Origin of the sequence: Pseudoduganella sp. UC29_71 (assembly GCF_042693265.1) — a bacterium.
In the GTDB taxonomy this organism is placed as follows: domain Bacteria; phylum Pseudomonadota; class Gammaproteobacteria; order Burkholderiales; family Burkholderiaceae_D; genus Rugamonas.
This window is the reverse complement of sequence record NZ_CP170549.1, coordinates 3,260,985-3,273,959: the sequence shown is the minus strand read 5'-3', so window position 1 is coordinate 3,273,959 and position 12,975 is coordinate 3,260,985. Positions and strand designations below refer to the sequence as shown.

Here is a 12,975-nt window from a genome sequence, read left to right as displayed (position 1 = left end):
AAGTTTGCATAGTAACCCGCCTTACGCCGGTGCGCGAAGTAAATATTCAGTTCCCATTGCGCCCGGTGCCGTATTTGCCCTCCGGCCCCAGCTTGTTGCGCAGCTTCTGCAGCGACTCGGCGTCCGGCAGCGCGGTGTCGATCTCGCCGCCCATCATGTTCTTACTGCCCGGCATGCCGAACATGGCCGACACCGCCTTCGCCTGGGCCGTGGTCAGTATCAGCAGCTCGATGCGGCGGTTGACGCCGGCGTCGGCCTTCCCGGTGTCGATCGGCGCGCGGTCGGCCATGCCCACCACCTGCAGCACGCTGTCCTTACGCATGCCGCCCGACAGCAGCATGGAGCGCGCCGCCATGGCGCGGTTGGACGACAGCGTCCAGTTCGAATAGGCGAAGTAGCCGGTGTCCGTATATTGGGTGGAGTCGGTGTGGCCGACCACCAGCATCTGGTTTTCCATGCGCTCGAACAGCGGCCCCATGCTGCGCAAGAGCGCGCGGAAGCGGTCGGTCGGCACGGCCGAGCCGCGCACGAACATGCCTTGCTTGTCGGTGTCGTGCAGCATCACGCGCAAGCCGTAGGGGGTGATCACCGATTCCAGGTTGCTGGCCAGGCCGGTTTCCGCGCTCAGCTTGGCCAGCGCCTTGGCCAGCTTGTGCAGCTCGCCCGGGGTTTCATACGTGACCTTGTCCGGCACCTCGGACGCGCTCTCGCCGCTGGCCAGCGCCTGGCCCGGCGAATCGTTCTTGCCGCTGCGCGGCATCGGGAAGCGCTCGATCAGGCTGCCGCGCGGGCCGCCCACCTGCTCGGGCATGACGCCCTTGCCCTGGTCGGTCTTGTTGCCGTCCTGCTCGGTGAGGATGTGCTGCAGGCTTTCCGTGTTGCGCGCGGCCATCAGCCACAGCACCAGGAACAAGCACATCAGCGCCAGGCAGAAGTCGGCGAACGCTACCTTCCAGGCGCCGCCGTGGTCGTCGTGCGCGTGCTTGCCGCCGCCGCGCTTGACGATGGTTTCCTCATGCTTCTCATGCGGCTTTAGCACGGCCACCTCCACGGCGCGATCCGGACTCTGGCTCGCTGTCGCGGCCTTCCAGCTCGTTGATCCAGCGTTCCAGCTGGGCGAAGCTCGGCTTGATGTTCAGCGGCACCAGGCGGCGCCCGGCGTCGATCGCCAGCAGCGGCGGCTTGCCGGCCACGTGCGTGACCAGCACCACTTTCACGCATTCCTTGTTGGACGCTTCCTGGTTGACCAGCTGCTTCATCACGTTGGCGATCGGGTCCAGCACGCCGTAGCACAGGAAAATGCCGATGAAGGTGCCGACCATGGCCGCGCCCACGTGTTCCGCGATTTCGCCCGAGGTGGCGCCCTCGGACACGGTGTTCATGGTGATCACGATGCCCAGCACGGCGGCCAGGATGCCGAAGCCCGGCATCGCCTCGCCGATCTTGGCGATGGACTTGGCCGGCTGGTTCAGCTCCTCGTGGATGGCTTCCAGTTCCTGCTCCAGCACGCCTTCCAGCTCGTGCGCGTTGATCTTGCCCATGGCCATCAGGCGGAAATTGTCGACGATGAAGGCCAGCAGCTTGGGTTCTTCCAGCACCAGCGGGTAGCGCTGGAACAGCGGGCTGTCCTTGGGCGCTTCCACGTGCGCGTCCAGCGCCTTCAGGCCGCCGGCGGCCAGCTGCAGCAGTTCATACATCAGCAGCAGCAACTGGCGCTGGAATTCCGAGTCGTACTTCTTGCGGATGATGATCTTCTTGAGCTGCGTGCCCATTTCCTTGAGCACGTGGGCCGGATTGCCGATCACGATGGCGCCCAGGCCGGCGCCGGCAATGACGAACAGTTCGATCGGCTGCCAGATCTGGTGGAACACGCCCCCCATCATGAAGAAGCCGCCGAACACACTGCCCAGGACGATGATGATGCCGATTAGTTGCTGCATGATACGCCTTTCTGCGTCATTTACTTGTCAGGCGCTTTGCAGCACCGCTTTCATTTTGTTCAGGGCCGCCTTGTTGAGCTGGCAGACGCGGGCGTCGGTCAGGTCCAGCACGGCGGCGATTTCCTTGTAGCTCAGCTCGAACTCGTAGTACATCTGCACCACGCGCTGCTCGCGTTCGTCCAGCCCGCCCAGCGCCTGCGCCAGCGAGCGGCGCACCACCAGCTGCTCTTCCGGGCTGGGCGCCACGTCGCTGCCGGGGCTGACGGTGTCCTGCAGCACCTCGTCGAAGCTGGCCATCAGTTCGGCGCTTTCGTCGAGCTGGTAAGCCTGGTAGGCCTCGGCGGTGATGCCCAGGCCGTCGATGATTTCGCGCTCGTCCGGCTCGCGCCCCAGCTTGCGGGTCAGTTCGCGCACCGCATCGCGCAGCTTGTGGCTGTGCTGGCGCACGGCGCGCGGGCGCCAGTCCTGGCGGCGCAGCTCGTCGAGGATGGCGCCGCGGATGCGCAGGCTGGCGTAGCTGCCGAAGGCCGCGTCCGGGGTGCCGTAGCGGCGCAGCGCTTCGAGCAGGCCCATCAGGCCGATCTGTTCCATGTCGTCGCGGTCGATGGCGCCGGCGATCTGCGAATTGAGCTGGCGCACGATGCGCTTGACCAGCGGCGCATACGACAGCAGGTGTTTCTGCTCGTCGGCCACGCTGCGCGCGGCCGGCACGCTGCCGGCGGCGCCGTAACTTTCGGCGTAGCTGTCTGCGTATTGCTCTATGTATGCCATGCCCGCCCCACTCATTTGCACCGCATCACTCCAGGATCAGCTTCCCGATCATCACTTCCGAGAACGGCCGCTCGCGCTTGTCCTTGGCGTAGGTCTCGTCGAAAGCCTTGTTCAGTTCGTCGGCAAACTGGTCGATCGACATGGTTGCCGCCTTCGACATCGGCAGCGCCGACAGCGCCTTGACGGCCACGCTGCGCAGCAGCGGCAGATGTTCCTTGCATTCCTTTTCCTGCTTGGCCGTGGTGGCCACCACCAGGTCGGCCGACAGGTAATGGGTCACCGCCTCGCCTTCGCCGCGCTTGAGCATGACGATCACCTTTTCCACGGTGATGTATTTCGGCGGCTCGGTGTCGACCTTGGGCTCTTCGTGCTTGACGGTCTTGCCTTCGGCGCCGGTGGCGGCCTGCTTGCCCATGTACCACACCGCGCCGCCGGCCACGCCGCCGCCCAGCAGCAGCACGCCCACCATGGCTATCACCAGTTTTTTATTCATCTAGTACTTACTCCCGTTCGGCCGTCATGGCAAAGGTGGTTGCGGCCTGCTCGTCGTCGCCCAGCGCGCGGCCCGGGCCGCGCTGCTGCTGCTCCTGGCCCTGCTGGCGCCCGGCGCCGCCGTCGGCCAGCGACTGGCTGCCGCCGCGCGGCGAGGCCGACACGGTGACGGCCACGTCGCCGAAGCTGCGCTGCGACAAGTCCTGGCGCACGCTGTCACCGATGTTGTTGAGCTGGCGCAGCACTTCGCTGTTGTTGGCCGACAGGTTGACCTGCAGCGCGCCGGCGCTGTGGCGGATCGAAATCTCGACCGTGCCCATATTGGGCGGTTCCAGGCGGATCACCGCGTGGTCGTTATTGCGCTGCAGGCTGAGCTGGAGGCGGTCGCCCAAGGCGTCGCGCAGCGGCTGCTGCCACTGTTCCGGCGTGCCGGCCAGGCGCACCGCGTCGCTGCCGGCCTGGGCCGGCTGGCTGCCATTGGCCGCCACGGCAGCGTTGAAATTGATCTGGTTGACGGCGCTGAAGCCGACGCTGTCGCCGGCCGCGCCCGTGGCCGCTGCGAGGCCGGCGCCCGGTGCGGCGCCGGCGGCCAGCGCCGCACCGCTGATGGTGGCCAGTTCGGCGCGCTGCGCGCCGCTGCGGCGCTGGCCCTGCAGCATCTGGTCGGCGGCCAGCTGCAGCGCGCTGGGCACGGCTTGCTGCGGCGCTGCGCTGCCCGGGGCGGCGCTGGGCGGCGCGCTTGGCGCGGCGGTAGCGGCCGCGTAGGCGGCGCGTTCTTCGCGCGCGGCCTGCTGGGCGGCCTGCTGCACGGCTGCCGTCGGCGCCGCAGTGGGCGCGGCCGACGGCGCAGCGCTAGCTGCCGGGGCGGCTGTGGCGGCCCCGTAAGGGGACTGGTTTGCTGCCTGGCTGGCCATCACGGCGGCAGTGGGAGCGGCGCTGGGCGCGGCGGTGCCGGGGACGGCGCCAGGCGCATAGCCTGCCGCTTGCGGCGCTGCGGTCGGGGCGGCTGTGCCGTAGGCCTGGTGCGTTGCGCCGGCCAGCGCGGCCGCCAGTGCGGCGGTCTGCGCGGCGGCGCCTGCGGCCGACGCGGGCGCGACGGCGACGACGACGGCTGCAGCGGTGCCGCCGGGCGCAGGGGCGGGGGCGGTGGCCGGAGCGGCGGTCGGCAGCAGCAGCGCCAGCAGCGCGTTGGCGGCACCGGCACTGCCGGCGGCGGCGTCCGGTGCGCCGTCAGCCCCGGCTTGCGCGGCGTCCTCGTCGGCGGCGGCGCTTGTCGCGGCGGGGTCTGCTTGGCTGAAAATCTGCGCGAACAGCGCCTGGTCGGCTGGCAGCACGCCGGTCTCGGCGGCAGCCGGCGGCGCGCCGTCGAGCGCGGCAGGAGCAGAGGGTGCCGCGCTGGGCGCGGCGGAGGAAATCATGGTCATGCGGTGGTTCCGGTGTCGGCAGCGGCGCTGCGGTTGCGTGTCGGGGCGGGCGGCTCGCCGGCTTCGTGGTCGCCGCCGGTCATGGCATAGGCCATCCAGCCTTCCTTGTTGGCCTGCATCTCGCTCAGCTTGGCAGCCAGGTCGGCGCTGGCCAGGCCGGCGCAATGCTCGGCCTGCAAATGCAGCTGGCGCAGCGCGGCCAGCGCCGCGCGTTCGGCCGGCGTCCACGGACCCTGCGCGGCCATGACCGGCAGCGAGGCGGCCATCAGCGTATTGATCGCCGCCAGCGCCGTCCAGTCCGAGGCGGCAGTGGCCGCGCTCATTTTCTGCGCCAGTTGCAGCAAGTTGTTCTTCCTATCCATTCTTTGCCTGTACGCCGAGCCAGCCTTGCTTGATGGTGGTCAGCAAGCCTGCCACTTCGTCGATGACGGCAGGGTCCATGTCCACCCCGGCCCGGTACAGCCGCGCCACGCAATAGTCGTACAAGCGCCCCAGGTTGGCCACCACCTCGCCGCCCTGCTCGTAGTCGAGCGAACTGGACAGGCCGTTGATGATCTCGGTGCACTTGTTCAGGCTGGCGGCTTTGAGCTCGTAGCGCTTGCCGACCACGTGGCCGCGCGCGCGCGCCAGCTCCTCCAGCAAGCCGTCGGTCAGCACCAGCACCAGCTCGATCGGCGAGGCGCGCGCGGTCTGGGCGTCCAGATTGACGGAGTGATAACTGCTATAGGCTTCCTGGTTCATCATGGGTCTCGAAGTGGGTTACGTGTCTTTGCTGCTGCCAAACAGCGCATCGAACATGCTGGTGTTTTGCGCCATCTGGTTTTGCAGCTGCTGCAGGGTGGTGAACTGCTGCAGATAGCGCTTGTAGGAATTGTTGAACAGATTGTCAAGCGCGGTCTGGCGGTCGGTCAGCGTGCTTTGCAGGCGCTCGTTGGCCTCGCGGCGCACGCCGATATAGCCGTCCACGCTGTTGGTCCAGGTGCCCAGCAGCTGGTCCAGGCCGCCCAGCAGCGCGGACGTGTTGTTCAGACTGCTGGTGCCGAAGATCTTGTCCAGCGCCTCCGGGTTGGCGGCGATGCTCTTGGCCAGGCGGTCGGCGTTGACGGCCAGTGTGCCGTCGCGCTGGGCCGTGATGCCGAACACGGGCAGGCTCACGCCGTCGGTTTCCTTGCGCAGCATATCCTGCATGCGGGCACGCAGCGCCTTCAGGCCGGCGTCGTTGGCGAACGGGCCGGGCGGCTTGTTGTTGGGCGTGTCGCCCACGTACATCAGGTCATCCAGTACCTTGTTGAGCGCATTGTAGGCGTCGACGAAGGATTGCACATTGGCCTTGGTGCCGGCGTTGTCGGCCTTCACGGTCAGGGTTGCCGGCGCGTCGCCCACGCCCTGGGCCTTGGTGAAGGTCATCTTGACATCATTGACCACGGAAAAAGTGTTGGACGCCTGCTGCATGCGGTTCGGGCTCAGCGGATTGCCGTCCGGCGCGCCGAGCCAGACCACCGCGTCCTTGGCGGTGACCAGCGTGGTTTGCTTGCTGGTATCGTCGAGCATGGTCTTCAGCGCAGCGTTCGTGACGCCGGTCGTATCGAAGGACGCGGCGTTGTCCTCGCCCGTGTTGTTCGAGGTCAGCACCAGGGTGGTGCTGCCGTTGACGGTCATGGTGGACGCCGTCACGGTGGAGTTGTTGCCGGCCGCCAGATTGATGGCGGTGGCCACTTCCTGCGCCGTCAGCACGTTGTCCAGGTTTTTGTCGGCGTTGACCAGGTTGACGTTGAAGTTGGTGCCGTCGGCCAGCACCACATTCAGGCTGCCGCTGCCGGCTGCGGTGGTGTCGGAAATGCCGCCGTAGGCGACCTGGCCGGCCGTGGCCAGCTGCTCGACGTAGAAATTGTAGGTGCCGGCCACGGCGGCCGGGCCGGCCGTGGCGGTGCCGACGTCGCTGCTGAAGGTGCCGGCGTTGGCCAGCACACTTTTCTTGCCGCTCAGGGCCAGCAGGCTGCTGCTGAAGGTGCTCATGGCCGAGCTCAGCTTGCTGATGCCGCTGGCGCCGCCGCTGGCGGCCTTGGTCTTGTCGTCCAGCAGCGTCTGGGACGCTTCCGTATAGCGCGTCGCCAGCTGGGTTGCCATGTACGACGGGTAGTCGGCGCTGCCGCTGCCTGGGACTGAAGAGGTGGCCATGATGTTTGCTCCGGAGAATGAGAAGAAAGTGTACAGTGCTAACAGGCGACCGAAAATGTTTCCCTATGAAATTTTTATCGATTAACCGGGTTTTTGACTGCGCAACCACAGTTGCGTTGCCAGTTCGTCATGCTGCTTGCGTTCCTGCGCGCGTTCCTGGTGCACGGCGGCCGCCTGTTTCTGCTGCAGCACCTGGTCCAGCACCTCGCGCTTGACGTAGGCGGCCGTGAGCGCGCGCTGCGACACGGCCATGTCGGCCTCGTGCATGGACAGGTCGAGGCGGTGGTTGTCGGCCATCTGCATCACGGCCTGCTTGTAGTCGCCGCAGTTGGAGGCCAGCGCCATCGGCAGCTTGCCGCTGGCGCCGCTGTTCTGGTACAAGCCGGTCAGGCGCTCCAGGTTCTTCTGGTAGCGTTCGCGCACGGTTTCCTTGGCCGCCATTTCGGTCTGCAGCCGGGTCACTTCGTTGCTGCGCAAGTCCACCAGGGTGGACAGGTTGCGTATCATGTGAGACTGGGGTTTGGAGGTGCTCATGCCATCAGCCTTTCAAGGGTTTCCACACACGCAGAGTAGGGCGCCGCTTCCTTGGTGCCCTGGCACAGGAATTCTTCGACATGGGGATGCAGGTTGACCGCCTTGTCCGTCACCGGGTCGGCGCCGGGCACGTAGGCGCCCAGCGGGATCAGGTCGCGCACGCGGTCGTGGCGCGCCATCGACGCTTTCAGCGCGCGCGCGGCCAGCACGTGCTCCTTGCTGATCACCTGGTTCATGCAGCGGCTGATCGACGCGCCGATATTGATGGCGGGATAATGGCCGCGCTCGGCCAGTTCGCGCGTCAGCACGATGTGGCCGTCCAGGATGGCGCGCGCGGTGTCGACCACCGGGTCCTGCTGGTCGTCGCCTTCGGCCAGCACGGTGTAGATGGCGCTCATGCTGCCGACCGGGTTCTCGCCGTTGCCGGCCGATTCCACCAGCTGCGGCAGCGCCGAGAACACCGACGGCGGATAGCCCTTGGTGGCCGGCGGCTCGCCCAGCGCCAGCGCCTGCTCGCGCAGCGCCATCGCGTAGCGCGTCAGCGAATCGACCAGCAGCAGCACGTTCTTGCCCTGGTCGCGGTAGTGCGCGGCGATCGAGTGGCACAGTTCGGTGGCCATGATGCGCATCAGCGGCGACTCGTCGGCCGGGGCGATCACCAGCACCGCCTTGCGCAAGCCTTCCGGGCCGAGCGACATGTCGACGAATTCGCGCACCTCGCGCGAGCGCTCGCCGATCAGGCCAACCACCACCACGTCGGCCACGGTCTGGCGCGTGAGCATGCCCAGCAGCACGGACTTGCCGACGCCGGAGCCGGCCATCAGGCCCACGCGCTGGCCCTTGCCCAGGGTCAGCATGGAATTGATGGCGCGCACGCCCACGTCCAGCGGCTCGGTGACCGGCTTCTTGCGCAGCGGGTGGATGCGCGGCGGCGTGTAGTCGAGCGGGAAATCGCCGCCCAGCTTGCCCAGCCCGTCGATCGGTTCGCCCAAGCCGTTGACCATGCGTCCCAGCCAGCCGGGGCCGATGGTCAGGCTGATTTTTTCAGGGGAGGGCATGACGCGCGCGCCGGTGGTCAGGCCGACCGCCTTCTTGAACGGCATCAGGAATGAAAGCTTGTCGCGGAAGCCAACCACTTGCGCGTCCAGCCATTCGCCGCTGACTGTCTCGATCTGGCAACGCTGGCCGGTGTGCAGCGGGCAGCCCATGGCTTCCAGCAGCAGGCCGGACGCCCCCACCAGGCGCCCGGTCGGGGTGGCCATGGGGACTGCGTCCAGCTCCAGCTTGCGCAAGGCATCGGCTATCATTCTTCGCTCTCGGACTCGTCGCCGCTGTCGGCGGCCTGCAGCTGATTATCGACCTGTTCCATGACAGCAGCAAGACGTTGATGACATCCGGCATCGACTTCGTTGTCGCCGGCGCGGATGCGGCATTCGCCGATGTCCAGGCGCGCGTCCGGGATCAGGTTCCAGCGCTTGGTGCGCTTCGGATCGAGGTCGGCGATGCGTTTCAGTTCTTCCGGGTTCAGGTACACGTCGATGTCTTCGCGCGTGGGCGGCATCGAGGCCAGCGTCTCGTCGACCAGGGCCATGATCTGCACCGGCTGCAGCGCCAGTTCGGCGCGGATCACCGAGCGCGCCACCTTGGCCACCAGGTCCACCACCTCCTTGCGCTGCGCCGCGCGGTAATCGGCGCGCAGCTTCTTCAAGCCTTTCAGCATGCTCTCGACCGGGCGCGCCATGGTGTCGAAGCTGACCAGGGTTTCATTGCGGCCTTCTTCGCGGCCCTGCTCGAAGCCGGCGTTGCGGCCGGCCTCGAAGCCGTCCTCCTGGCCGCGCTGCAGGCCGATCTCGTAGCCGTCGCGCTGGCCCTGCTCGAAGCCTTCGCTGACCGAGGCTTGCCACTGGGCGCTGTCGGTGCCCAGGCCGGGGCTGCCGTTGCGGGTCGGCGGCGGGGCGAACTGCGACAGCGGCGGGAAGCGGTAAGGGCGGAACTGCTTCATCATTCCACCACCGTTTCGGCGAACAGCTGCACTTCGACTTCGCCGGCGTCGGCCAGCGCCTTGACGGTGGCCATGATGTCCTGGCGCGTCGATTCGATGCGCGACATCGGCACCGGGCCGGCGCGCCGCATCATGTCCTCGAAGGCTTGCGCCTGGCGTTTCGGCATGGTCTTGAGCACCGCGTCGCGGATGGCCAGCTCGGCGCCCTTGAGCGCGATGGCCCACTGCTCCAGCGGCACTTCCTCGATCAGGCGCGACAGCGTGGCCTCGGTCTGGGTGGACAGGATCAGGAAGTCGTACATCGACAGCTCGATCTGGTTCACCACTTCCGGGTCGTGCGCGCGCAGCAGTTCAACGATCTGGGCGCGGTTGCCCGGCAGCCGGTTGAGGATTTCGGCGGTCTGGCGGATCCCCTCCACGCTGGTGCTTTGCGAATCGAAGCTGCCCAGGCAGCGGTCCACCAGCTCGTCGAGCTCCTGCAGCAGGTCGCGGTCGATCTCGTCCAGGCGCGCCAGGTTCAGCAGCACCAGGTCGCGTCCGTCCACCGGCAGCGCGTCGATGATCTGGCCGGCCAGCGCCGGCGGCAGGAAGGCCAGGAACACGGCCTGCATCTGCACGTGCTCGTTGGCGATGTACTCGGCCAGCCACTTCGGCGAGGCCCACTGCAGGCGCGCCATTTTCGGGCGCAGCTCGTCGCCGTAGATGTTGTTGAGCACGGTATTGGCGATGTCGTTGCCCAGCGCCAGGTCCAGCGAGCGCTTCAGGTAGGCGCGCGAGGCGCCGTGCACGCCGGACTGCTCGCGGTAGTCGTCGAAGAACGATTGCATGGCGGTCTTGACGGCTTCCACCTTGATGCCGCTCATGCGCGACATCACTTGCGTCACTTCCAGCAATTCCTCGCGCGACAGGCAGCGCAGCACGGCCGCGGCCGGCTCCTCGCCTATGCTCAGCAGCACGATGGCGGCCTGTTCGACCGGGGTCAGGCCCGAACCATCGGGCATATCGTTATTGAGTTCGGCCATTTTTCTGCATCCATTGTTTGACGACTTCGGCTACGCGTTCCGGCTCTTTTTCGGCCAGGATCTTCAGGTGATCGACCATCACGTCGACCGAGGAACCGGTCGGCGGCAAATCGTAGTTTTCCAGCAGCGGCACCACCGGCATGCCCGGCTTGGCGGCCTGCTGTTCCAGCTGCTGCTTGGCCTGGGCGTCGTGCGCCGCTTCCGGCGAACCCAGGGCGGGCGCGCCCGGCGCCGGCTGCGCGCCGGCCTGGCCGCCCAGCACGGTCGCTTCGGCACTGCCGCCGCGCGCGGCCGCGCCGCGCAGGGCGACCGCCTGCGGCGTGGCGGGAGCGAAGCGCGCCGTGAGCAGGCGCAGCAGCGGACGCAGCAGCAGGAAGTAGGCCAGGATGGCGCCCACCGCGTAGCTCAGCCAGGCGCTGAAGTCGACCACCGTGTCGCGTTCCTGCCACCACGGGGTGACGGCCGCTTTCGGCGGGAAGTTCATGGCGGTGACCATCAGCGTGTCGCCGCGCTCGGCGTTGATGCCCAGGCCGTTGCGCAGCACCTTGTCGATATTGGCCAGTTCGGCCGGCGTCCAGCCGGTTTTCGGGAAGGGCGCGGCGGCCTGCGCCAGCACCACGGCGATGCTTTGCTTTTCCAGCGTGCCGCGCGCGGTGCTTGGTCTGCACGATGCTGCGGTCGTAGGCGTACTGGCGGGTGGTGGCGTTTTTCCTGGCGCTGCCGTCCGGCTGCTGGTTCGGATCGGCCGGGTTGGTCTTGGCCGCGTCGGCCGCCGGCGGGCGGTTCGACAGCGTGCCCGGCACGCCCATCACCAGGCGGTTGCGGTCCTGCTCTTCGCGCATCGCTTCGCTGGTCACTTTCGGCGTTTCGCCGTATTTCTCCACCGTTTCTTCGACCTTGTCGTTGTTTACGGCGGCCGTCACGCTGAGGCGGAAGTTGTCCTCGCCGACGATGGGGCCGAGCAGGCCGCGGATGTTGTTGCGGATCTCGTCCTGCAGGCGCTTGCCGTTCTCATTGGTGGCGGCCGAGGAATCGAAGCCGTCGGCCAGGTCCACGTGCGACGACAGCAGGTTGCCGGCCTGGTCGACCAGGCTCACGCGCGAGGGCGCCAGGCTGGCCACGCTGCCGGCCACCATGTTGACCACGGCGGCAATGGTTTCCGGCGACAGCTTCTGGCCCGGCTTGGTGGCGATCACCACCGAGGCGGACGACTTGTCGCCGTCGCTGGTGACGAAGGAGGTCGACTTGGCAATCGACAGGTGCACGCGCGCCGAGGCGATCGCGTCCAGCGTCATGATGGACTGCGCCAGCTCGCCTTCCAGGCCGCGCCGGAAGCGCACGTCCTGCACGAATTGCGACACGCCCAGCGGGTCGTTCTTGTCCATCAGCTCCAGGCCGGCCGGCAGCTGGGCCGTCACGCCTTTCGACGCCAGCAGCATGCGCACCTTGCCCAGCATGGATTCGGGCACCAGCACCTGGCCGCTGTCCGGATGCACGCGGTAGGGGATGTGCTCGCCGTCCAGCACCGTCATCATGTCGGCCGCCACCACTTTTTCGCGCGCGCCGAACACCGGCTTGTAGGCCGACTGGTCCTTCCACAGCACCATCAGCACCAGCGCCGTCAGGCCTATGGCCAGTAGCAAGATGGGAGTGAGGTTTTTGAGCAAGGCGGGGGGGAGGGCAGGATTCGCGCCGTCGCCGGAGCGCCAGCGCCCGAAGGCGGACTTGATGGTGTTGATCACTGTGAACTTTCGCGTGGAAAGGTTAAAGCCGGAACGGGAGACTGTCGCCGGCGCAGGCCGGCGTGGGTACGCTGCATGTCAGCGATGGCAGCGATGGAATAGCGGTGTTGAATGCTGCAGCGATCACAGCGGCAATTTGATGAGCTCGTCAACCGCGCCCATGACCTTGTTGCGCACTTGCATCAGCATCGAGAACGACAGGCTGGCTTCCTGGCTGGACAGCATGGCGCCCACCAGGTCGTCGCTGCGGCCGGCGTCCACGTCGGCCATTTTCTGGGCCGCTTGCGCGTCGTCGTTGTTGACGCGGGTGACCGCGTCGCGCATCGACTGGGCAAACGAAAACGTCGGATTGCCGGCGTGGCCGGCCACCGCGCCGAACTGCGCGGCCGGGGCGATCGCGTTGACCGACAGGTCGGCCGCGGCGTTGGTCAGGGACGCCAGATCCGCCTGAATCAGGCTGGCAAACTCATTGGCCATGCTACCTCCACTTAATTGCAACGTTGCTCACACATGGCTACCATAGCCCCATGTCGGCCATATTCGGACAGTGCCCGGCGAACTCGCCGGCTGCGACGCGTCTCAAAGCGGACTCAGAAGAATGATACATGCTGGAAATTAGTTCGGCGTGTCGGCGTGCAATGAAACAACAAAAAAGCCGTGTCCGGTTTCGGAAGTGGGGCGGGAAAACGACAGAATTTCCTTTTTAATCATGCACTAAGCACCACTTTTGCTGTTTTTGTTGCGTCGCCGCTGCAACACCGTCATGCTACTAATAAGCTTACCCGTTAGCAACTTTCCTGTAAAGCCCCATAGGGTGAAAACGTTTTATTGATGCATGGCAATAGGAAGGGAATTGCTGTAAGCTTCGGT

The 12,975-nt window shown here is 66.7% G+C and carries 13 protein-coding genes and 1 pseudogene; all 14 read right to left on the bottom strand.

From position 1 onward, the window contains the following. Nucleotides 1-46: 46 nt before the first annotated feature. The 14 genes and pseudogenes from ACFJI2_RS14360 to ACFJI2_RS14295 all read right to left on the bottom strand — a co-directional run bounded on the left by ACFJI2_RS14360 (nucleotide 47) and on the right by ACFJI2_RS14295 (nucleotide 12,582). Nucleotides 47-1,039 (bottom strand): flagellar motor protein MotB, encoded by a 993-nt coding sequence (locus ACFJI2_RS14360; protein WP_107869269.1) that lies wholly within the window; start codon nucleotides 1,037-1,039, stop codon nucleotides 47-49. Further along, nucleotides 1,023-1,940 carry a flagellar motor stator protein MotA gene (gene motA, locus ACFJI2_RS14355; protein WP_107868525.1) on the bottom strand — a complete coding sequence of 306 codons (918 nt, stop codon included), beginning with the start codon at nucleotides 1,938-1,940 and terminating at the stop codon, nucleotides 1,023-1,025. The genes ACFJI2_RS14360 and motA overlap by 17 nt, the downstream gene beginning before the upstream one ends. A gap of 27 nt (nucleotides 1,941-1,967) precedes the next feature. Beyond that, nucleotides 1,968-2,711, bottom strand: a complete 744-nt coding sequence (locus ACFJI2_RS14350) for a FliA/WhiG family RNA polymerase sigma factor (RefSeq protein WP_377705623.1) — start codon at nucleotides 2,709-2,711, stop codon at nucleotides 1,968-1,970. A gap of 25 nt (nucleotides 2,712-2,736) precedes the next feature. Beyond that, on the bottom strand, nucleotides 2,737-3,204 hold the full coding sequence (locus ACFJI2_RS14345; protein ID WP_377705622.1) for a flagellar basal body-associated FliL family protein: 468 nt from the start codon (nucleotides 3,202-3,204) through the stop codon (nucleotides 2,737-2,739). A gap of 7 nt (nucleotides 3,205-3,211) precedes the next feature. Continuing rightward, entirely contained in the window at nucleotides 3,212-4,627 is a 1,416-nt protein-coding gene (locus ACFJI2_RS14340) for a flagellar hook-length control protein FliK (RefSeq protein ID WP_377705621.1), read from the bottom strand. Beyond that, on the bottom strand, nucleotides 4,624-4,950 hold the full coding sequence (locus ACFJI2_RS14335; RefSeq protein ID WP_377705620.1) for a hypothetical protein: 327 nt from the start codon (nucleotides 4,948-4,950) through the stop codon (nucleotides 4,624-4,626). The genes ACFJI2_RS14340 and ACFJI2_RS14335 overlap by 4 nt, the downstream gene beginning before the upstream one ends. Nucleotides 4,951-4,981: 31 nt before the next feature. After that, nucleotides 4,982-5,371 carry a flagellar export chaperone FliS gene (gene fliS, locus ACFJI2_RS14330; RefSeq protein WP_377705619.1) on the bottom strand — a complete coding sequence of 130 codons (390 nt, stop codon included), beginning with the start codon at nucleotides 5,369-5,371 and terminating at the stop codon, nucleotides 4,982-4,984. A gap of 15 nt (nucleotides 5,372-5,386) precedes the next feature. Next, the gene (fliD, locus tag ACFJI2_RS14325; RefSeq protein WP_377705618.1) at nucleotides 5,387-6,805 is read right to left on the bottom strand and encodes a flagellar filament capping protein FliD; all 1,419 of its coding nucleotides are present in this window, start codon (nucleotides 6,803-6,805) and stop codon (nucleotides 5,387-5,389) included. An 81-nt stretch (nucleotides 6,806-6,886) separates the two neighbouring features. After that, nucleotides 6,887-7,339, bottom strand: a complete 453-nt coding sequence (gene fliJ, locus ACFJI2_RS14320) for a flagellar export protein FliJ (protein WP_107868532.1) — start codon at nucleotides 7,337-7,339, stop codon at nucleotides 6,887-6,889. Continuing rightward, a complete protein-coding gene (gene fliI, locus ACFJI2_RS14315; RefSeq protein ID WP_107868533.1) occupies nucleotides 7,336-8,646 on the bottom strand; it encodes a flagellar protein export ATPase FliI in 1,311 nt (436 codons plus the stop codon). The genes fliJ and fliI overlap by 4 nt, the downstream gene beginning before the upstream one ends. Next, nucleotides 8,643-9,341, bottom strand: coding sequence for a flagellar assembly protein FliH (fliH, locus tag ACFJI2_RS14310; RefSeq protein WP_377705842.1), 699 nt, complete (start codon nucleotides 9,339-9,341; stop codon nucleotides 8,643-8,645). The genes fliI and fliH overlap by 4 nt, the downstream gene beginning before the upstream one ends. Continuing rightward, nucleotides 9,341-10,363 carry a flagellar motor switch protein FliG gene (locus tag ACFJI2_RS14305; RefSeq protein WP_107868535.1) on the bottom strand — a complete coding sequence of 341 codons (1,023 nt, stop codon included), beginning with the start codon at nucleotides 10,361-10,363 and terminating at the stop codon, nucleotides 9,341-9,343. Before ACFJI2_RS14305 ends, fliH begins: the two co-directional genes overlap by 1 nt. Next, nucleotides 10,347-12,105, bottom strand: a pseudogene (gene fliF / locus ACFJI2_RS14300) (flagellar basal-body MS-ring/collar protein FliF). The gene ACFJI2_RS14305 and the pseudogene fliF overlap by 17 nt, the downstream one beginning before the upstream one ends. Before the next feature lie 123 nt (nucleotides 12,106-12,228). Beyond that, nucleotides 12,229-12,582, bottom strand: a complete 354-nt coding sequence (locus ACFJI2_RS14295; protein ID WP_377705616.1) for a flagellar hook-basal body complex protein FliE — start codon at nucleotides 12,580-12,582, stop codon at nucleotides 12,229-12,231. Nucleotides 12,583-12,975: the final 393 nt, after the last annotated feature.